The sequence below is a fragment of the Micromonospora echinaurantiaca genome (assembly GCF_900090235.1).
GTDB lineage: Bacteria > Actinomycetota > Actinomycetes > Mycobacteriales > Micromonosporaceae > Micromonospora > Micromonospora echinaurantiaca.
In genome coordinates this window covers 5,203,933-5,222,297 of sequence record NZ_LT607750.1, presented here as the reverse complement: position 1 = coordinate 5,222,297, position 18,365 = coordinate 5,203,933, and the positions used below count along the sequence as shown (strand labels likewise).

The following is an 18,365-nucleotide window of genomic DNA, read 5'->3' as shown; positions in this document are numbered from 1 at the left end:
GCAGGCGACCAAGTTTGAAGGAGCCCATCGATGCCAACCATCGGTGACTACCTCGAATTGAGTGCCGGGCAAGCCGTGAGCCAGTGGAGAGCCATCCTCCAACGAACTCCCAGGCCTGGTGCAAGGCAAGAGGACTTCACCCCCGTCGAGACCCTCCTGTGCCTCGCGGCCAGTCTCGTCTTCAACCATCGTCGGTACCGCGGATCGACCGCCCACCTCGCCGAAGAACCCATTCCTACACTCGCCCGGCTGTTCAGGCGCCCGAACGGAAGCTTGATAGCCAAGATGGGGAACCTCGACGGTGGTCTGGCCCACGGGGCTCGGTACGAGGTCTACGTCGCATCGGCCCTCCTCTCCGACCCGGGCCGGTTGGAAGCGATCTACCGACTCATCCTGCAAGCGGGCCGCGAGGCAGGGATCGGGCCGGACGAGCTGCCCGACTTCCTCGGCTTGGAGGGCGGTGACGAGCTGCACCTCCTCGGGCAGGAAGAGCTGACCCACTCGGACCTGGAGATGGCGGTTCAAGAGAAGGTCGCCGCCTGGTCGCGCAAGGCACCGGACCTACCTGAGCGATTGACCGAACGACTTCTCATGGCTTCGGTGCGGGTCGGGCAGCATCGGTTTGCGCGTGACGTCCTCGACAACCATGGACACCGTTGCGCCTTCTGTGGTCTGGGTGTCAAGACGAGGGGCCGTGTGGCGCAGCGCATGCTCGTGGCCAGCCACATCAAGCCGTGGCGAGTGAGTACCTCCGCTGAGAGGCTCGACCCGCAGAATGGGGTTGCTGCCTGTCCCACACACGACGTCGCCTTCGACACCGGGCTCCTGGCGGTCGACCACGAGCTGCGGGTACATGTTCGTCCAGACGTACAGGAGGCGGTCCAAGCAGATCCCGCGGCGCGATCGTCGTTCGGGAGCCCACCGCTGTCACGCCGATTGCTGTTACCGCAGGGAGCCACGGCACCTGGAGCGAGGTACCTGGACTGGCACTACGCCAACGTCTACCGGCGGCCGTGATCAACAGCGCATTCGAACTGGGGTGTAGTCACATGTGTGCGTTGGGCTCGCGAGGGGTCCCTGCCTATCCTCTGCCAGCTGCGGTCGACGTCCACGCTTCGACCATGGTCCGGGCCGTAGTGTCGGCAGACATCTGTCCATGCGATGGAGCCCACGTAGCGCACCCGCACGACGTCGCCGTCACCGCGTGATCTACTACAGTCCCAGCATGCCCGCCCGAGCTGTCAGGATCTCCGCCGTCGACCTCTTCTGTGGCGTTGGTGGGCTCTCGCACGGGTTACAGGATGCAGGCATCCACGTTGCTGCCGGCGTAGACCTCGACCGGACGTGTGACTATCCGTACCGGCGGAACGTTCGGGCGCCGTTCCATCGACGAGACGTCCGTGACCTCACCGTCGAGGAACTCTCGGCCATGTGGCCCGCCGGCGCCGTCCGCGTCCTCGCTGGATGCGCGCCGTGTCAGCCGTTCTCGTCGTATCGGCGCGGCGTCGACACGTCGAACGAGGCCCAGTGGCCCCTCGTAGACGAGGTTCGCAGGCTGGTCGAAGGCACGATGCCGGAGATCGTGACCATGGAGAACGTCCCTCGGATCGGCGGCACGCGGATCTTCAGAGACTTCGTCGAGCAACTGCGCGAGTACGGGTACCACGTGGACTTCGGGTCCTGCTACTGCCCGGCCTACGGGGTGCCGCAACACCGCCGACGTCTGGTCCTGGTCGCCTCGTTGCTCGGTGACATCGCCGTGCCCAAGGGCCCCGTAGCCCCCGGCGAGTACACCACCGTCCGTCAGGCGATCGGCAGCCTGCCGCCGATCGGCCACGGCGAGACCCACTCCGCGGACCCCCTTCACAAGAGCCGCACGCTGACACCGCTGAACCTCGAGCGAATCAAGCGGTCCAGCCCTGGCGGAAGTTGGGACGAGTGGCCGGAAGAACTACGCGCTCCGTGTCACCGCAAGGCGTCAGGTGCAACGTTCCGGAACGTGTATGCCCGCATGACGTGGGACGAGCCATCGCCCACCATCACCACCTTGTCGTACAGCTTCGGCGCTGGACGGTTCGGGCACCCCGAACAGGACCGGGCGATGACCCTCAGGGAGGCTGCCATCTTGCAGAGCTTTCCCGAGGACTACGAATTCGTCCCACCGGGCGAGCCGGCACAGTTCGCGCCACTCGGGCGTCTCATCGGAAATGCGGTGCCACCACTGCTTGCAAAGGCAGTAGGCGCGGCGATCGTGGAACATGTCGCAGCGGTGAAGGGTGTAGTGCGCAAGGTTGCGCGTGCCACGGCCCTGCCGGTGTAGGGCCAGCAAACCAGCGATGAGCGCACTCCCGGGCACACCGGCCGATGAGCACAGGCAGGGCACGCCGGCCGATGAGGGGCGCCGTCCGGCGGACGCCGGGCCAGCGCGGCGGCCGGTAGCGTCCGGGGATGGCCGACATCCCCCACGATGATCTGCTCGTCGGTTTCAGCCCCGCCCAGCCCTACACCAGAGAAGTTGCCGCCAGCGCACCCCGAGGGCTCGGCGTGCACGTCGTGTTCGACGGTGACGAGGCCATCTATGTCGGCAACACCACCAAGCAGCCGCTACGCGACCGGTTGCGCCAGCACCTGACCGGCAATCGGGGCTCGTCGGCGCTGCACAAGCACGTCGGTCGGTGGCTCGACGAGCGGCTTGGGCGGGAGGCGACGACTGTCGAGATCGCCGACTGGCTGGGCGCGTGCGAGGTCCGGTGGCGGGAAACCGACGACCCTGAAGGGCTGAAGGACGCCCTGCTCCAGCGGCTGCGACCCCGATTCAACCGGCAGCTCTCCGGGCACGCCGGACCCCACAGCACCGTGCCCCGCGGCACGGGCCACTGGATCTACCCGGTCAACGAGCGCGGCCCGCAGTGGGGCGAAGACCGCAGTGTTTGGGAGTACTTCACCACGGCGGAGGGGGTGGTCGACTGGCGGCTCGGTTCCGGGTACCACCAGATCGCACCCGGCGACCGGATCTGGGCGTACGCCACCGAACCCATCGGCCGGCTCGTCGCCGGTGGGGTGATCTGGGACGCGCCCTACCAGCAGGCCGACGGGGACAAGCCGCAGTGGCGAGTGCCCATCCGTTGGGACCACGAGCTCACCCGATTCCTCCTGGCCGACGAGCAGGCCGTGCCCGGTGTGCCGGCGATGTCCGTCCGCCGGGTGCGCGGCATGCGGGAGGAGGAAGTCGAGCGCCTCACCGACGCGCTGGACGGCCGCCGCGCACTGGAGCCGCAAGGGCTGCCAGAGGGGCGTCGCCGGCGGCTCGCGGAGATCACCGCCCGCCAGGGCCAGCCCGACTTCCGCCGCCGACTCCTTGAGGCGTACGGGGGACGGTGCGCGATCACCGGCTGCGACACCGAGGCTGCCCTATAGGCCGCCCACATCTCGCCGTACGACGGGCCCGCCACGAACAGGGTGACCAACGGCCTGCTGCTCCGAGCCGACCTGCACAACCTCTTCGACCGCGGCCTGATCTGGGTCGACGAGCAGTTCCGCGTCCGAGTGAAGGCGGAGGCCGCGCACTACGCCCGATGGCACGGCGAAGAACTGCATCTGCCGGCCCGTACGGCGGACCGCCCGGACGCCGCCGCGCTGCGCGCCCACCGCCGCGAAGTGGCCGGAATGCGGTGACCTGGCCCGTCCCAGTTGCCCGTCGGGTGGGCGGCTCACCCGCGCTACGCCGAGCCGGGGCCTCCCGGCGTCACTGGCCCGGCGCCTGGTAGGTGACCGGCATTCTGGCTGCCGCGTCGATCTCCATCGGGGTCAGTAGCGGGACGACGCGGGCTTCCACCCCGCCCGCCGCCCGCACGGCGATGCCCAGCGCGGCGGCGGTCACATTGTCCGGCACCTCGCTCACCACGTACAGGTCGTGCTCGCCGAACGCGAAGTACAGCGACTCCACCCGACCACCGGAGTTCTCGATCAGCGCCCGGACCACCTCGGCGCGAGCGGTGCCACCCTCCTTGCCCAGCCCGGCGATCCCCTTGGTGGTGTAGGTCGCCCGGATCATGAACTTCGCCACGTTGGCACCTGCCTTCCTCACGCTCGCGCACCCCACCGCGGGTACCCGCTTGCCGCCCCGCCACGCCTGCCGGGCAGCCGGGCCTGGGCGAGTGCGCGACCGAACGCCTTCCACCACGCGGGGGCCATCCGCTCGGACATCTCCCGCCAAAACGCCCCCGGTCCTCGCCTGCCGCCCGTCGTCCCTCTGGCGTAGGGTCCCGTAGACCTCGTCGGGAAGGTGGGATCGATGCGCGCCGGGTTGGAGGTGCCGCCCGCAGTCGCGGCAGAGCGGGTCATCACGGCTGTGCTGGCTGACCTGCGCTCCGGTGACCATCGCGGCGTGGTGGTCGACTCGCCGCCCGGGGCCGGCAAATCGACCCTGGTGGTGCGTGCCGCCGTGGAGCTGGCCGCCGCCGGCGAGCCGCTGATCATCATCGCGCAGACCAACGAACAGGTCGACGACCTCATCGACCGTCTGGCGCGGAAGGCGCCCGAGCTGCGCATCGGCCGACTCTCGGCCGCCGACTACAAGCCGTCCGAGCGGGTCCGGGGCCACGAGACGGTCCGCGTCGCCGCCAAGGTCGCCGACCTCGGTGGTCCGGGCGTCATCATCGGTACGGCCGCCAAGTGGGCCACGGTCAGCGAGGGCTCCTGGCCGTGGGCGATCGTGGATGAGGCGTACCAGATGCGCTCGGACGCCCTGCTGCGCGTCGCTGGCCGGTTCGAGCGGGCGCTGTTCGTGGGTGATCCTGGTCAGCTGGACCCGTTCTCGACGGTCGAGACCGCGCGCTGGACGGGGCTGACCTGGGACCCGATGCAGTCGGCCGTGGCGGTCCTGCTGCGGCACAACCCGGAGCTGCCGGTGCACCGGCTTCCGGTCTCGTGGCGGCTGCCGGCGTCGGCGGCCCCGGTGGTGGCGGCGGCGTTCTATCCGTTCACCGGGTTCCGCGCCGGTACGTCGGCGTCTGACCGGACGCTGTCGTTCAGCCATCCGGGACGCGGGGACGCGATGGACCAGGTGGTGAACATCGCCGCCTTCAGTGGCTGGGCGCTCTACGAGCTGCCAGCACGGCAGACCATCCGTACCGATGGCGAGGCGGCCGCGGCCTGTGCGGACCTGGCGCTGCGCGTGTTGCAGCGGGGAGCGGTCGCCGTCTCCGAGCACGCACCCGCTGGCGCACCGGTCACGGCAGACCGGATCGCCATCGGGGCCGCGCATCGCGACCAGGCCGCGGCCATTCGCGTGCACCTGGGCGCGGCGGGAGCCGGGATCACCGTGGACACCGCAAACCGGCTCCAGGGGCGGGAGTACGACGTGACGATCGTGCTGCATCCGCTGTCCGGGCGGCGGGACGCGACGGCGTTCCACCTGGAGTCGGGGCGGCTCTGCGTTCTGACGTCGCGGCATCGGCACGCGTGCATCGTGGTGGCCCGGGCGGGCATCGGTGAGCTGCTCGACGCACATCCGTCGACCGAGTCCGTGCACCTCGACGTACCGGTGAAGTTCCCGGACGGCTGGGAGGCGAACCAGACGATCCTGGCGCTACTCGCCGGCTCGGCCACAACAAGCTTGGTGCACCAAGCCAGATGATCGTCAACGCCGTGAGGTAGCCGGGTTTGCGAGCTCGGTGCGTAGCGAGGCCGGACTACCTGCCTATGGGTCTTGTCAGAACCAGGTACGTCGGCGCGTCCTTCCACCGCGGCCTGAGCCGTGCAACGTCTCCCCATCCCCAGGAGGCGTAGGCATGCCGAGCAACGGTGTTGTCGGGACGGACGAGCAGCGTAGCCCGTTCCTCGCTACGGCTCTTTACTAGCTCGTCATGCAAGGCCCGGGCTATGCCGCGTCGCTGCCAGGCGCGGCACACCAGCAACTCACTGATGGCGAAGGTGCGCCGGCCGTTCTCCTCCGTGAAGCCGGCCGCGACCGGCTCCTGGATGCCGTCCCACCAGCGAGTATCCGCTGCTAATGGGAATCCATAGATGTATCCCACCAATTCGCCGTCGGCCATCGCTGTCACCAGTTCCCACCCGGGTCGTGGCATGTGCGCGGCGAGTTGCTGCCGGTATCGATCGGCGTTGTACAGCGGCCCGTCATCGGCGTGGGCATCGAGGTAGACGTCGACGAGTTGGCCGACTAGCTCTCGAGATTCCTCGGCCGTGTGGTGCCGCAGCTGCCAGTCTTCCTGCATCACGCCAACGTTTCGTCGTAAGCGTCCACGAACTCGCGGACCCGGGGGAGCGAGGCGGAAGTGCCCTCAAGGCTGGACCGCACCTCAGCCAGCAGCGCGCTCACTCGTCCAGATCGCACCCGCCCTATCTCCGGCAATGCCTCCAGGCCAGCCTGTGCTGCACCCACGAAGTTGCCCTGCTGTCGTGCTGCTCTCGCGAGCTGGACGGTGTAGTAGAGCTTGTTCCGCCGAAAGCCCTCACCCGGCACAGTCATAACGGATCGGAAGCAGGTGGCTGCGCGGATGGTGCGGCGGAGCGCGAAGTATGGCGCAGTGCACCGCTTCGCTCGGCCGGTCCTGCCGCAGGAGCAAGGACATGCAGGCCAATGCCCGTACCTCGACGCGTGAGTCGTCGGCGATCTGCCGGCCCGGATCATGGATCAAGCGCTCGCCATCCTCGCCGCCTGCGCCACCGCCACCGATCCGCTCGGCCCGAGCGACCTGGTCGACATCGGCTGGCACACCGTCATCCTGCACACCCGCGAGTACGCCGACTCCTGTCAGCGCATCGCCGGCCGGTTCATCCACCATCAGCCCGAGCCCACGCCCGATGACCCGCCCTCTCGATCCGAGCCGATCGGCGCTCCGATCTCCCGGGCGACTGCCGCCATCGTCGCCGCCGGTTTAGCTCTTGACCACGGGCTGTGGGGCGGCCCGGCCGCCGACTGCACCTCGAAGTGCACCCAGTGCCACGCCGGTTGCACCGACAGCCCCACGCGATAGCGGGCTCGTCGGCGGTCTCGGGCATACACTGCCCGGGACTGCTCGCCGTCGGGAGACCACCGCATGCCGCGTCGCCGCCACTGGCAGGAGCTTCCCGACGCGGTACGCCGCCACGTCGAACACCACACCGGCACTGTCCGCGCGGCGTACTCGGTCCCGACCGGCGCCTCCTGCGACCTGGCCGCCGTCCTCGACACCGACATCGGCCGCATCTTCTGCAAGGGCGGGGAGACCGACGGCCCGACCGCCTGGCTCTACCGGAACGAGGCTCGCGTCAATCCCTACCTGCCCGAAGTCGCCCCTCGCCTCCGATGGACGGTGGAGGAGCAGGGTTGGCTACTCCTCGGGTTCGAGTACGTAGCCGGCCGCCACCCCGATCTGGGCCCGGAATCGCCCGACCTGCTCCCGGTGGTGCAACTGCTGAGCTCGCTGAACCGTCAGCTGACCCCTGCTCCGCCCATACCGGTGCAGCGATTCGCCGACCGTTGGCGGGACCTCATCGCATCCGAGCTGGTCGACGGGGACACGCTCCTACACACCGACATGACGCCGCGGAACTTTCTGTTGGGCGACCGGCTGCGGCTCGTCGACTGGTCCAGCCCGGCGCGCGGAGCGGCGTGGATCGACACCGCCTTCATGCTGGTACGCCTCATCCGCGCCGGCCACGAACCGGCCGCCGCCGAAGCGTGGGCCCGGCAGGTCCCGGCGTGGGCGCACGCGCCCGATGAGGCGGTGAACGCCTTCGCCGACGGGCTGGTGCGCCTCTGGGAACGCAAGCAGCAGGCGGTGCCCGGTCCCCACCACGGGCCACTGCTTGATGCCGCAAGTCAGTGGCGGGACTACCGAGAACGGATCAACGCTCGGTAGAGCCCCGCATACGAGTCGTGCATATCGGCTACCACGCGCACGTCATACGGGCCGCCGCACTGATCCACAACCCTGCGATGGAGGCCTGGGGCGGGTGCTGGGCTCCGGCGGCGTCGACCCGAACGACGATTGCCGTCCCCGCCCGCCTCGGTGCCCCACAACGCGAGGGAGGGATATGGATTCGATCGACGAGGTGCTCGGTGAGTTGCCGCTGCCGCCGTACGTCACCGCCGAGGACGTCGGCTTCGCCGTCAAGGCGCTGGCCGTGCACGCCGCCGAGCAGTGGCCGGACGGCCCGCGTTGCCGCAATGACCGCGCCCCACACCCGTGCCGGCTGCACCGCTGGGGCCAGCGGGTCCTCGACCAGCGTGGCCTCACCGACCGGCAGGTCCAGGTGCTGATCGCTGAGCAGCAGGCACCACAGCGATGATCTACGTGACCGGCGAGCGCCTGCTCCCACACCACGTGCGGGCCGCCGCCTTCGACACCCGCTGGCGCGGCCTCGACTCCGCCCAGGTCCACGCCTACCTGAACCAACTCGCAGACGAACTCGACCGCCTGCACCGCGACCTGGCCACCGCCAACACCGAGGCCGAACGCATCCGCCAGGCGCTGCGGCAGTGGCAGTCCCGCCACGCCGGCTGCCGCCACACCACGCCCGGCTCACCCAACAACAGGTGGCCGTGATGAGCGCACCCCGCTGGGTCATCCACCTGCCCACCACGCTGACCAGCCTCGACGGCGCCATCATCCTCTCCACCGCACTGCGCGAATCCCTCGCCCACGTCACCGCCATCGACTTCGGCGAGACCACGCTCAGCGAGGAGGACCGCCAGTTCCTGCGTACCCGAATCTGGTGTGACGCCCGGCTCCACGGCGCCGGCCGCTGCCGACGCCGCAACGACCACGACGGCCCCTGCGGGGCAACGGGGGAGTAGCCTCCGGGCATGCCCGACCCCTTGATCGACGACCTGCTAGCCGGCTTCACGCCTCCCGTGCAGTACACGATGGAGGCCGCCGCCGACGCTCCCCGCGCGCCCGGCGTGCACGTGGTCCTCGACGGCAGCACGGTCATCTACGTCGGCCGGACCGGGAACCTGCGCAACCGCCTTCGGCAGCACCTGACCGGCAACCGCGACTCGTCAGTGCTGCACGAGCAGGTCGGCCAGCTCCTCGACAAGCAGGGCCTGGTGGCGACAGCGCAGGACATCGCCGGCTGGCTGGGCGAGCGCGAGGTCCGCTGGCAGGAGACCGACAACCCGAAGGGTACGAAGGAAGCCCTGGTCCTGGCCCTCAATCCCCGCTTCAACCGGCAGGTACCGAACCCGCGCTACGGCGACGGGGCACGCTAGGACCGCGACGTACAGCGACTGGGCCGCTACCCGAGCAGCAGCTGCGCTCGCTTGCTCGGCTTCAAGGTCATGACGCGGTACGGGCAGGTTCTGTCGGTCAGTAGTTTGTACGCCTCGATCGCACGTACGGCTGCATCCCGGGCCTGCTTTGTGGGAGACATGCCTTTGCCCTTGTTGCGGAAGAGCGCCCCGTAGAAGGCAGAGCAGAAGACGCCGCTCTCGTGCCAGCCGATGATCGCAGAGGTGCCGATGTAGGTCACTTCACCCTGAAGGCAGTCCCGCACCGCTTTCTGCCACACCCCAGTGCCAGTCTTGCAGCCGTCCGCGATGATGGCGCCCGTTGAGATGCCCCGGCCCTTGTCGGCCGCCGCCGCGCCCAGCTCCTCAAGAGAGATGCTGGTCTTTTCGTCCGAGCTGATGAACATGGGGGTGACGCTGTGATCGCCATGCGCCATGACATGCAGGACGTCGCAGGATGCGGTGAACGCGGTGAGCACCGTGTCGGGGTCTCGTGATCGTACGAAGTCGATGTCTACCACCGGTTCTTCCCATCCGGCGTTGATGTTCTGCAGGGTTGACTGCACGAACGTCATTGCGGCGTCGAAAGACGAGTCCAAGCCGAGATCAAGGAGACTTACTCTTCTAGGTTTCATCTGGCCGTCCCTCCCCAGCGGGACTGAAAGATCAGCGCAGACCGACCCTACGGGTGGATCCGGACCGTGTCCTTCGGACATGTGCGTCCCGTGCCTCCGACCTTCGGCCCGGATCATCCGTCGTACGGCTGAACGGCCCCGCAGAGAACGTCGAAGCATGCCTATGCTCTCGGAGCCGGCGATGCAGCGGCTGTGACCAGCCGCGTGGGGGCTAATTCAAGGGGCGCGCGTGGGATTCAACGTCGGTGACGTGGTTGCCGTTCAAGCGGACCCTAGTCGAGTCGGGCCCGTCATCGAGATTCTGCAAGAGGTCGATGGGTTCGGCCGCTATCGCGTGTTCCACGGAGCAGGAAGCATCTGGGAGTACGCAGAGGACCAGCTGGTGCTTGCAGCGACTCGACCGGCGTCGTCGACGGCCGGCTTGGCTCCCGATGAGTTCCGAGCCCGACTGATCGCCGCCCGGCTCAGTCATCCGCTCACCGATCACGTCTATTCGCTTCGGGCAGCGCGGATCAAGTACGTTCCGTTTCAGTTCAGACCGCTCTTGCGCCTCGCCCGTGCCGATGAGCCGCGGCTGCTCATCGCCGACGACGTCGGCGTCGGTAAGACGATCGAAGCCGGCCTGATCATGAAAGAGCTGGCTGCTCGGCAGCCGCTGGACCACGTGCTCGTCCTCTGCCCAAAAGCGCTGACCGTGAAGTGGCGCGAGGAGATGCGCCGCTTCGACGAGGACTTCCGAGTGCTCGACTCGGCGAGTCTGCGCTACTGCCTGAACGAGGCCCACCTGGACGGCACCTGGCCGCAGGAGTACCGGCGCGCGATCGTGCACTACGAGCTGTTCGCGCGCGAGGCATACCTGAACGGCGATCCGATGCGCAAGAGGGACAAGGGGCTACGTGAGCTTGACCCGCCCCCTTCCTTCGATCTTGTGATCGCCGACGAGGCACACCACCTGCGCACGCCCGGAACGAACTCACATACGCTCGCGCAGTACCTCGGCCACATCAGCACAGCGCTTGTTTTGCTCTCGGCGACGCCGGTGCAGACGCACGCCCGAGATCTGTTTACGCTGCTCAACCTGCTACGCCCGGAGCTTTTCCCGGACCGGCAGACGTTCCTCGAGGTCGTCGAGCCCAATAGACACCTCAATACCGCCGTGCGGGTGCTGCGGAACGGCGCGCCGGGCGCCGCCCATGAGGCACTCGAGGCGTTGCAGGCCGCTGCGTCTACAAACTGGGGGCGGCAGGCCATCGCGATCGATCCCAGGTACGACGACGTCCGTAGACGCTTGAGCGCGGATGCCCTTACGAGAGACGACCGGGTACGGTGCGTGCGCGAGATCGAAGAGCTGAACACTCTTGCTCCGCTGGTGAACCGCACCCGGCGGCGGGACATCGGCGGATTCACGATCCGCGAGCCGCACACCGTATCGGTGCCGTTCACGCCCGTACAGCGGAAGTTCTACGAACGGCTTCTCGAAGCCCGCCGCGACCAGCTCCTCACCCGGTACGACCCGGTTGTGGTCCGGCTGATTCTCGACACCCTCGAGCGGCAGGCGTCGAGCTGCCTGCCAGCACTCGCCCGCCGCATCCTGACCGCAGGCGAGCCTGCTGTCACGGATCTCACCGATGCGCCAGAGGTCGTGCCGGACGACTCCTCGCCGCGGCTCCCGCTTCCGACGAACCCGGACCTTGTCGAGATGGCGCGGCAGCTTCCGCCCGACGACCCGAAACTGGAGCGGCTGCTCCAAGTCGTCACGGAAGCCCGCGCCGCCGACGGTCCGGGAAAGCTTCTCGTCTTCTCGTTCTTTCTCGGCACTCTCGACTACCTCGCGGAGCACCTCACCACCGCCGGTGTCCGAGTCGGAGTGGTCACCGGCCGGGTAGACGAGCTGGAGCGGCAACGGCTGCGGGACCGGTTCCGCCTCGACCGTGAGAACCCGGAGGCAATCGACGTGTTGCTCTCCAGCGAAGTCGGCTGCGAGGGCCTCGACTACGAGTTCTGCGACCGGCTCGTCAACTACGACATCCCCTGGAACCCGATGCGCATCGAGCAGCGCATCGGCCGCATCGACCGGTTCGGGCAGCGAAGCCCAAAGGTGCTGATTCTCAACTTTGTGACCCCCGAGACCGTCGAGGAGCGCGTCTTCTTCCGATGCTGGGAGCGGCTGGACCTCTTCCGAGACACCGTGGGTGACCTCGAGGGCGTGCTCGGCGAGATGACGCAGGACCTGACAGCCGTCGTCAGCAGCACCGAACTGACGCCGGAGCAAATGGAGGAACGAGCCCGCCAGCTCGCCGACAACGCTGTACGGCTCATCACCGAAACCCGCGGAGTCGAGGATGCGAGCCAGGACCTTCTCGGCCTCGACGACAGCCTCACCCAGGATCTGAACGCCCTGGTCGAGAACGGCCGAGCCGTTACCGAGCAGCAGCTAGAGGAGCTTGTTCGCGCCTATCTGACGAAGCCGCCGGTATCAGGCCACCTTGATCGGTTGGCCAGCGACGTGCTGCGGCTGCGACTGTCTCAGTCGGCGCGCGCGGAGCTGCTTGTCGAGCTGAACCGAAATGAGGCGACGCTCGGCGCAGGCCGGCTCCTCCAAGAACTACGCCGCTGGCTGAGCGAGAAGGACGGCGGACTGCGGCTGACGTTCTCCGATGAGGCAGCCAGCGCCGACCGATCACTCGTCTTCCTGACCGCGACCCACCCGCTGGTCCGGCTCGCCGTACAGGCGCTTGCGCCGACCCAGGGCCACCAACTCCGCGCCCATCTCCACGCCGTCGATCCGGACCTGCCTGCGGGCCGTTACGCCTTTGCGTGCGACACCTGGGAGACGATTGCCGTCCGGCCGGAGTTCCGCACCGTGCCGTTCGTCGTGAACGCTGCTGACCTGGAACCTTGCCCGGCCGTCGAGCGTCGCCTCTTCGCCCTCCTCGCAGACGCCGCCCCCGAGGGCGAAGCGCGCACCGCCGATCTTGCTGAGGCGGATGCAGGGCTGGCCAGGTACACGGAACGGCGGCGCCGAGACGCGGTGAGTGACGCCCACGCCCTCAACGAGGTGCTATTGGCCCGCCGGATCGGGAGCCTCGAAGCGCACCACCAACGAAGCTTGCAGCGACTCGACGAACGTCTCACCGGCGAGACGGAGTCCCGGATCCTCACCATGCTGACGGCGCAACGAGCACGAGCCATCCGTCACTTCGCGCAGCGCCGCGAGCAGCTGGAGGACCGACGCCGAGTCGACATCGTCAGCCGCCGGATCGCGGAGGGAGTGCTGACCATCAGCCATGCCTAGCGACTACGCGCGCATCCGCCAGGACAACATCCGGGAGTACGGCCAGGGCATCCGGCACCTCGACTTCCTGCAACGGCTCTACGCCGATCGCACCCATTTCATCCTCGAGCTGCTGCAGAACGCCGAGGATGCTCGCGCCTCGCACGTCACGTTCGCACTGCACCCGGACCGACTCGTCGTAGAGCACGACGGCCGCCCCTTTGATGAGCGGGACGTTCGGGGCATCTGCGGAGTCGACGCGTCCACCAAGACCGGCGAGCTGACCAGCATCGGCAAGTTCGGTATCGGCTTCAAGTCTGTCTACGCGTACACCCTCGCACCGGAGGTGCACTCCGGGGCCGAACATTTCCGGATCCGGCACTACGTCCGTCCCGAGACGGCCGATGCTCCAGCTGACCTGCCCCACAACCTCACTCGGTTTGAGTTTCCCTTCGACCGGGAGGACGTTCCTCCTCAGACCGCGCACGGCGAGATTCGCGCTGGCCTGCAGCGATTCGATCCGGTGGCACTGCTGTTCCTCCAGCATGTCCGGCAGGTCACCGTGGCTGGCGGTAGTGGCGCGCTCATCTTCTCGCGTCGGCAGCGGGGCGAATCGTCCGCAGACGTCGAGCTGGTCGTCAAGCAGAACGATCGGGTCATCAACCACCAGCACTGGCAGGTTTTTCGGCGGGACCTCGCCAGAGTCGGGCATGCCGGCCGGCGAGTCGAGATCGCGTTCAAGCGCACGAGCGGTGCGCCGGAAGCGCCAGTGGAACCGATTCCCCACGCGCCGCTGGTCGTATATTTTCCCACCGACAAGCCGAGCGGTCTGGGTTTCCTCCTGCAGGCGCCACTGCGCACCACCCCTGCACGCGACAACATCCCCGACCGGGACGCGGACAATGCCCGGATCATCGCGGAAGCGAGCCACCTACTGATCGACGTGCTGGAGGAATTGCGCCGTAGAGGTCGCCTTGGTCTGGACTTGCTCGAGGTTCTTCCGATCAGGCAGATCGACTTCCCCGAGGGCTCACTGTTACGGCCGTTGTTCGACGCGCTCCTGCAGGCTGTACGGACCCGGCCACTCATTCCCGTGGCTGGACCCCTGGGCCATGCGTCGGCGACCCAGATGCGTCTTGCCCGCAGCGCAGGGCTTCGGGAGCTGTTGACACCGGAGCAGCTGGCTGCACTGGAGGGAGTCACTGAGCCGCTGCAGTGGCAGCCGGCGCGTCTCACGCGGGACCGAAATCGCGATGTGTGGGACTACCTGAACAACGTCGTCCAAATCGACGAGCTCGATGCCGAGTGGCTCGTCGAGCAACTTGACAGGAAGTTCCTCGAGACGATCGAGGATGCCTGGCTGGTCCGGCTCTACCGTTTCCTCGTCCAGACCCCGGCGCTGTGGCGCGCGCCGCGGCCGCCATGGAACCGTCCTGGGCCCGCACGTCTGCTGCCGCTGATCCGGCTCGAGGACGGTAGCAACGTCGTGCCTTTTGACGCAGGTGGTCGTCCGCAGGCATACCTGCCGGGTCCCGCGCGGTCGAGTTTCCCGACGGTGCGTCACGAGATCGCAGCTAATCCCGAGGCGCGGGCGTTCCTCGACGATCTGGGCCTGTCCGAGCCAGATGCCGTGGACGAGGTTCTCGAATACGTCGTGCCGAGGTATCGCAACACTTCGAGCAAAATCGATGAGGGCCAGCACGGCGCCGACCTGGAGATGATCCAGCGGGCGATGCGAACGGCAACGAGACGACGCAGGGACGACCTGGTGGAGGTGCTACGCACCACGCCGTTCCTGCAATGCCGACCCGCAAACGAGTCGACGTACACGTTTCATCCCCCTTCGGTCGCGTACTGGCCACAGGAGGACCTGGAGCACTACTTCCTGCCCAGCGCTCATGGCCGTTTCCTCCACGACCGCTACCAGCCATATCACAAGGAACTCAGCCTGCTAGGCGTGGCAGATGCTGTCCGGGTCTCTGCGGCGCCACCGGATGCACTCGGGCACGTGGTCCTCCGGGCGAACTGGGGAGATCACAGCCGGGGACTGCACGGATTCGATCCAAATCTGCGCTTTGCCGGCCTCGAGGATGCCTTGAGGCAGCCCGATCATCGGCGATCGGTCTACGTGTGGAATTGGCTGCTGCTGCCCTACGCGAGTCGGCTACGAGGGACCGTAGAGTCGTCAGGCCGGCAGGACTACTCCAACCGTAAGTCCGTCGATACGGCGTCCAAGACGCTGCAACTCGCCACCTCGCGCGCCTGGCTTCCGACAGCAGCCGGCGCCTTCGTGAAACCAGCCGAACTGGCGCTGGACGATCTACCTGACGACTTCGAGCCCAGCCAGGCCCTCGCTGACGCACTTGGCATGATCTCCTCCGCCATCGTCCAGGCGAGTGCCGAGCTCAACGTGTCTGTGGAGGCCTTGCGCTTCTTGCGGGAGAACCCGGATGCCGCCGCTGAGCTCGACCAGCTGCGCCGGCGCCACGAACAGAAGGAGCAGGACCGGCGCGGGATCGGGGCGGACGCCAGGCTCACTCCCGACGAATACGCCGGCGCTCTCCATGACGCCTTCGATAGACCTGCCGTCCACGCCGAGGCGGAGATTTCCTTCGTATCCGACGGTCGGGTCACGGCCCCGGCGATCAGGCGGCAACGGACCCGGGACGACATCAACGAAGATCTAGCGGACGAGCCGACGCCCAGAGACAGGTTCCGAGTCATCGGGCGCAGGGTGTGGGACGGCAAGGACCCGGCGGTGCGGCAGTTCCTGTTGGAGCAGTATGCCGGCCACTGCCAGATCTGCGGTGCCACGTTCCCCAAACGGGATTGGACCCCCTATTTCGAAGTCATCCACCTGGTCTCCCATACGGCTGCTGCCTGGACTGACCGTCCCGGCAACACCCTCTGCCTGTGCCCCACTTGCGCAAGCAAGTTGCTACACGGCCAGGTCGAGTCAGACGATCTGCTGGCGCAAATCCAGCAGTGGAGGACGAGCGCCGAAGGCGGTGGCGGTAGTGGCCTTCGGATCGAGCTCTGTGGCTCGCCGGTGGTCGTCAGCTACACCGAGAAGCATCTCCTCGACCTTCAGGAAATGGTCCGCGCGGATGAAGCGACGGCGGCCGGGGCGTAGCCGGACGCCCGTCACCTGGCGCGCTGGGCTCACTCCTGCCCCTGGGAGTGCATCGCGGAGAGTGTTCAGAGTCGGCTCCGTGTTGCGGCCCCAGATCTTGCGCACGACCCATGTCGTCCCGGCGTTGACGAAGCCAAACGCCTCGGCTGCTTCGTCTTCGGCCTTGCCTGCTGGCCGGCGCGATCGCGATGCCGCGCCGGCAGAACTCAACCCTGACCGCCTTGGGGCTGTCGCCCTTTCGCCGATGATTGGTCCGGGCGGCCGCGCCGCTGGTACCGCCCGCAGTCGCGCACCCGCCACGTCGGCGGCAGGTACCTGGACAACGTCTCCACTCAGCGTCCGGCAGCTCATCGCGACGAGCTCTCGCTAGGTTCTCCGACGCCAAGGCCCTTAAAATGCCGCCTAGAATCCTCGAGGATTGCGTCGTGACAGGACGTATCCTCGGTACGAGCAGAGCTCCTGCCACGCCTCATCATCCACCCCCGAGAAATTCCGGCCCCTGGCCTGGCAGATTCTCCGCCACCCGCTGCTATTTGCCAGATCTTCCGCATCAATTGAGCCGCTGTTGATCGCGCGTACGATCTCGCCATCTGACGCTGAGCTTAGATCCATTATCTGTCCCTCCTGAGCTCTTGCCATGGTTTATTCAGCCTTCACATCCTGGACGTGAGTCGCGAAGATCGTGACCGACAGTTGCCGAGATTGTTCTACGGATCACTTCAGTTGACCATGGGCGCCTTGGCCGGAGGCTTCCATACGTTTCTCATCGGCTTCTCGGACTTCTGGGACGCGTGCAGCGGCTCAGGCAGGCTTCGGCGACCTTCCTCGCGCCGGTCATGGGACGGCGGGTTAAGGGTCAGAACGAAGCCGTCAAGGAGGTCAAGGCGCGCGTACGCGCAGTCCAGCGGGCGCGCTGGTCGGACCACAAGCGCACGCCGGCCAGCCGGGATAGGCCAGGCCGGTAGCACCAGAAATGTGCGCCGAGCATCCGCACGGCAGCACGGAACGGGTTGCACGGCGGTGACCCCGGACCAGATCACCGCCCAGTGGCTACGCCTGGTGGTGGCCGATGCGGAGCTGTCGCCGTATCTCATCGGGGTGGACCTGGGGCGGTTCGGCGCGCACCTGACCGGGAGCCTTGCCGCGGCGCTCGGCGACGGGCCAGCGGCGGGCGCGGTCGGGCGCGACGGCTGGTGCGGCCTAGGCCTGTCGGAGGCGCAGCACCGGCGGATCGTGGACCGCCTGGTCGGCGTGCTGTGGGCGCTGGACCTGCCGGAAGAGCGCGTCGCGGGCGGTGGTCAGCCGATGATCGACGAGCTCTGCGACGCGCTGCGGCCCCGGCTCGCGGAGGACGACGCGCGGCTGCTGGTCGCCGCCCTGTTCCGGCACGCCGACACCGACGACCCGGTGGAGCGGGCCGCCCCGCGGACGGTTCTCGGGCACGCCGCCCGACACTTCGACCTGCGCCCGCACGCCCACGTCATCGCCGGCTCACCGGCTCACCGGCTGTGACCTGGCCGCCGCGGCCGGATCGGGCGACGGCCCGCCCTGGCGGCCCGCCGAGGTGCTCGCCCACGACCGCCCCTGCGGGGGCGTCGCCACCCCGACCATCCGCCCCTGGCGGCGGTGGCTGACCTTCGTACCTGCCTTCTCCCACGACCCGCACGCCGCGCCCGGCCAGTGGGGCGGCGCGCTCACCGTCGCCCTCGATCACCTCCGCCCCGAACAGGACGTCCTCCTTCGCGGGCCACCGGCGATGCTGGCCGGCTCCCGGCTGCGGCTGCTCGCCGCCGGGGTGCCGGCCGACCGCATCCACCTGCCGCACCTCACGGAGGGTGATGGCCGTCTACCGCAGCCGCGACGCCCTCGCCGGGCCGCTCGGCCTCGACCGTCTCGCCGCGCTGGCGCTGCCGTTTACCCGGGTCGGCCGGCGCGGCTACCGGCCCGCTGGCGTCGACGCCCTGCTCCACCGGCTCGCCCACGAGCTGCGCGAACGCATCCGGGAGCGGGACCGCGCCCTGGTCGAAAACCAGCGCATCAAAGACGCCCTGCACATCTGACAGCTCGACTGGGCACGGCAGGGACCAC

General features: G+C 68.0%; 18 protein-coding genes. 15 read left to right on the top strand and 3 right to left on the bottom strand.

Annotated elements, in window-relative coordinates; translation table 11 throughout:
* Positions 1 to 30 precede the first annotated feature (30 nt).
* The 4 genes from GA0070609_RS23540 (at position 31) to GA0070609_RS23525 (ending at position 3,675) form a co-directional block, all read left to right on the top strand.
* Entirely contained in the window at positions 31 to 1,017 is a 987-nt protein-coding gene (locus tag GA0070609_RS23540; protein WP_088995794.1) for an HNH endonuclease, read from the top strand.
* A 208-nt stretch (positions 1,018 to 1,225) separates the two neighbouring features.
* Complete coding sequence (locus tag GA0070609_RS23535; RefSeq protein WP_088997925.1) at positions 1,226 to 2,320, top strand: DNA cytosine methyltransferase; 1,095 nt, start codon at positions 1,226 to 1,228, stop codon at positions 2,318 to 2,320.
* Positions 2,321 to 2,448: 128 nt separating this feature from the next.
* Complete coding sequence (locus GA0070609_RS23530) at positions 2,449 to 3,417, top strand: GIY-YIG nuclease family protein (protein WP_157748284.1); 969 nt, start codon at positions 2,449 to 2,451, stop codon at positions 3,415 to 3,417.
* Positions 3,418 to 3,426: 9 nt separating this feature from the next.
* On the top strand, positions 3,427 to 3,675 hold the full coding sequence (locus GA0070609_RS23525) for an HNH endonuclease (protein WP_088995792.1): 249 nt from the start codon (positions 3,427 to 3,429) through the stop codon (positions 3,673 to 3,675).
* 70 nt (positions 3,676 to 3,745) lie between these two features.
* Here the strand turns inward: GA0070609_RS23525 and GA0070609_RS23520 are convergent, their stop codons facing one another.
* On the bottom strand, positions 3,746 to 4,054 hold the full coding sequence (locus tag GA0070609_RS23520; RefSeq protein ID WP_088997924.1) for a GYD domain-containing protein: 309 nt from the start codon (positions 4,052 to 4,054) through the stop codon (positions 3,746 to 3,748).
* 240 nt (positions 4,055 to 4,294) lie between these two features.
* Between GA0070609_RS23520 and GA0070609_RS23515 the strand changes: the two genes are divergently transcribed.
* Positions 4,295 to 5,638, top strand: coding sequence for an AAA family ATPase (locus GA0070609_RS23515; protein ID WP_088995791.1), 1,344 nt, complete (start codon positions 4,295 to 4,297; stop codon positions 5,636 to 5,638).
* Positions 5,639 to 5,693: 55 nt separating this feature from the next.
* Here GA0070609_RS23515 and GA0070609_RS23510 read toward each other — a convergent pair whose 3' ends face one another.
* Positions 5,694 to 6,236 carry a GNAT family N-acetyltransferase gene (locus tag GA0070609_RS23510; protein ID WP_088995790.1) on the bottom strand — a complete coding sequence of 181 codons (543 nt, stop codon included), beginning with the start codon at positions 6,234 to 6,236 and terminating at the stop codon, positions 5,694 to 5,696.
* Positions 6,237 to 6,650: 414 nt separating this feature from the next.
* Between GA0070609_RS23510 and GA0070609_RS23505 the strand changes: the two genes are divergently transcribed.
* From GA0070609_RS23505 to GA0070609_RS23480, 6 genes are all read left to right on the top strand, one after another.
* Positions 6,651 to 6,998 carry a glycine-rich domain-containing protein gene (locus GA0070609_RS23505; protein ID WP_231928395.1) on the top strand — a complete coding sequence of 116 codons (348 nt, stop codon included), beginning with the start codon at positions 6,651 to 6,653 and terminating at the stop codon, positions 6,996 to 6,998.
* 63 nt (positions 6,999 to 7,061) lie between these two features.
* Entirely contained in the window at positions 7,062 to 7,865 is an 804-nt protein-coding gene (locus GA0070609_RS23500) for a hypothetical protein (protein WP_088995788.1), read from the top strand.
* A 175-nt stretch (positions 7,866 to 8,040) separates the two neighbouring features.
* Positions 8,041 to 8,295: a hypothetical protein gene (locus GA0070609_RS23495; protein WP_088995787.1), complete on the top strand. Its 255-nt coding sequence runs from the start codon at positions 8,041 to 8,043 to the stop codon at positions 8,293 to 8,295.
* A complete protein-coding gene (locus tag GA0070609_RS23490; protein WP_088995786.1) occupies positions 8,292 to 8,552 on the top strand; it encodes a DivIVA domain-containing protein in 261 nt (86 codons plus the stop codon). Before GA0070609_RS23495 ends, GA0070609_RS23490 begins: the two co-directional genes overlap by 4 nt.
* On the top strand, positions 8,552 to 8,803 hold the full coding sequence (locus GA0070609_RS23485) for a hypothetical protein (RefSeq protein WP_088995785.1): 252 nt from the start codon (positions 8,552 to 8,554) through the stop codon (positions 8,801 to 8,803). The genes GA0070609_RS23490 and GA0070609_RS23485 overlap by 1 nt, the downstream gene beginning before the upstream one ends.
* 9 nt (positions 8,804 to 8,812) lie before the next feature.
* Complete coding sequence (locus tag GA0070609_RS23480) at positions 8,813 to 9,217, top strand: GIY-YIG nuclease family protein (RefSeq protein ID WP_088995784.1); 405 nt, start codon at positions 8,813 to 8,815, stop codon at positions 9,215 to 9,217.
* Between the two features lie 26 nt (positions 9,218 to 9,243).
* Here GA0070609_RS23480 and GA0070609_RS23475 read toward each other — a convergent pair whose 3' ends face one another.
* Complete coding sequence (locus GA0070609_RS23475; protein WP_231928394.1) at positions 9,244 to 9,810, bottom strand: hypothetical protein; 567 nt, start codon at positions 9,808 to 9,810, stop codon at positions 9,244 to 9,246.
* A gap of 289 nt (positions 9,811 to 10,099) precedes the next feature.
* On the opposite strand from GA0070609_RS23475, the gene GA0070609_RS23470 reads away from it, so the two are divergent.
* From GA0070609_RS23470 to GA0070609_RS23450, 4 genes are all read left to right on the top strand, one after another.
* Entirely contained in the window at positions 10,100 to 13,165 is a 3,066-nt protein-coding gene (locus tag GA0070609_RS23470; RefSeq protein WP_088995782.1) for an SNF2-related protein, read from the top strand.
* Positions 13,158 to 16,277 (top strand): sacsin N-terminal ATP-binding-like domain-containing protein, encoded by a 3,120-nt coding sequence (locus GA0070609_RS23465; protein WP_088995781.1) that lies wholly within the window; start codon positions 13,158 to 13,160, stop codon positions 16,275 to 16,277. Before GA0070609_RS23470 ends, GA0070609_RS23465 begins: the two co-directional genes overlap by 8 nt.
* Positions 16,278 to 17,297: 1,020 nt before the next feature.
* Entirely contained in the window at positions 17,298 to 17,789 is a 492-nt protein-coding gene (locus tag GA0070609_RS33955; RefSeq protein ID WP_197700180.1) for a hypothetical protein, read from the top strand.
* A 326-nt stretch (positions 17,790 to 18,115) separates the two neighbouring features.
* Positions 18,116 to 18,337 (top strand): DivIVA domain-containing protein, encoded by a 222-nt coding sequence (locus tag GA0070609_RS23450; protein WP_088995780.1) that lies wholly within the window; start codon positions 18,116 to 18,118, stop codon positions 18,335 to 18,337.
* Positions 18,338 to 18,365 lie beyond the last annotated feature (28 nt).

Excerpts from the sequence above, each read along its gene's own strand:
- GA0070609_RS23540 (WP_088995794.1), top strand. The coding sequence starts at position 31 with ATGCCAACCATCGGTGACTACCTCGAATTGAGTGCCGGGCAAGCCGTG.
- GA0070609_RS23535 (WP_088997925.1), top strand. The coding sequence starts at position 1,226 with ATGCCCGCCCGAGCTGTCAGGATCTCCGCCGTCGACCTCTTCTGTGGC.
- GA0070609_RS23530 (WP_157748284.1), top strand. The coding sequence starts at position 2,449 with ATGGCCGACATCCCCCACGATGATCTGCTCGTCGGTTTCAGCCCCGCC.
- GA0070609_RS23520 (WP_088997924.1), bottom strand. The coding sequence starts at position 4,054 with ATGATCCGGGCGACCTACACCACCAAGGGGATCGCCGGGCTGGGCAAG.
- GA0070609_RS23515 (WP_088995791.1), top strand. The coding sequence starts at position 4,295 with ATGCGCGCCGGGTTGGAGGTGCCGCCCGCAGTCGCGGCAGAGCGGGTC.
- GA0070609_RS23510 (WP_088995790.1), bottom strand. The coding sequence starts at position 6,236 with ATGCAGGAAGACTGGCAGCTGCGGCACCACACGGCCGAGGAATCTCGA.
- GA0070609_RS23505 (WP_231928395.1), top strand. The coding sequence starts at position 6,651 with ATGGATCAAGCGCTCGCCATCCTCGCCGCCTGCGCCACCGCCACCGAT.
- GA0070609_RS23500 (WP_088995788.1), top strand. The coding sequence starts at position 7,062 with ATGCCGCGTCGCCGCCACTGGCAGGAGCTTCCCGACGCGGTACGCCGC.
- GA0070609_RS23495 (WP_088995787.1), top strand. The coding sequence starts at position 8,041 with ATGGATTCGATCGACGAGGTGCTCGGTGAGTTGCCGCTGCCGCCGTAC.
- GA0070609_RS23490 (WP_088995786.1), top strand. The coding sequence starts at position 8,292 with ATGATCTACGTGACCGGCGAGCGCCTGCTCCCACACCACGTGCGGGCC.
- GA0070609_RS23485 (WP_088995785.1), top strand. The coding sequence starts at position 8,552 with ATGAGCGCACCCCGCTGGGTCATCCACCTGCCCACCACGCTGACCAGC.
- GA0070609_RS23480 (WP_088995784.1), top strand. The coding sequence starts at position 8,813 with ATGCCCGACCCCTTGATCGACGACCTGCTAGCCGGCTTCACGCCTCCC.
- GA0070609_RS23475 (WP_231928394.1), bottom strand. The coding sequence starts at position 9,810 with ATGACGTTCGTGCAGTCAACCCTGCAGAACATCAACGCCGGATGGGAA.
- GA0070609_RS23465 (WP_088995781.1), top strand. The coding sequence starts at position 13,158 with ATGCCTAGCGACTACGCGCGCATCCGCCAGGACAACATCCGGGAGTAC.
- GA0070609_RS23450 (WP_088995780.1), top strand. The coding sequence starts at position 18,116 with ATGGCCGTCTACCGCAGCCGCGACGCCCTCGCCGGGCCGCTCGGCCTC.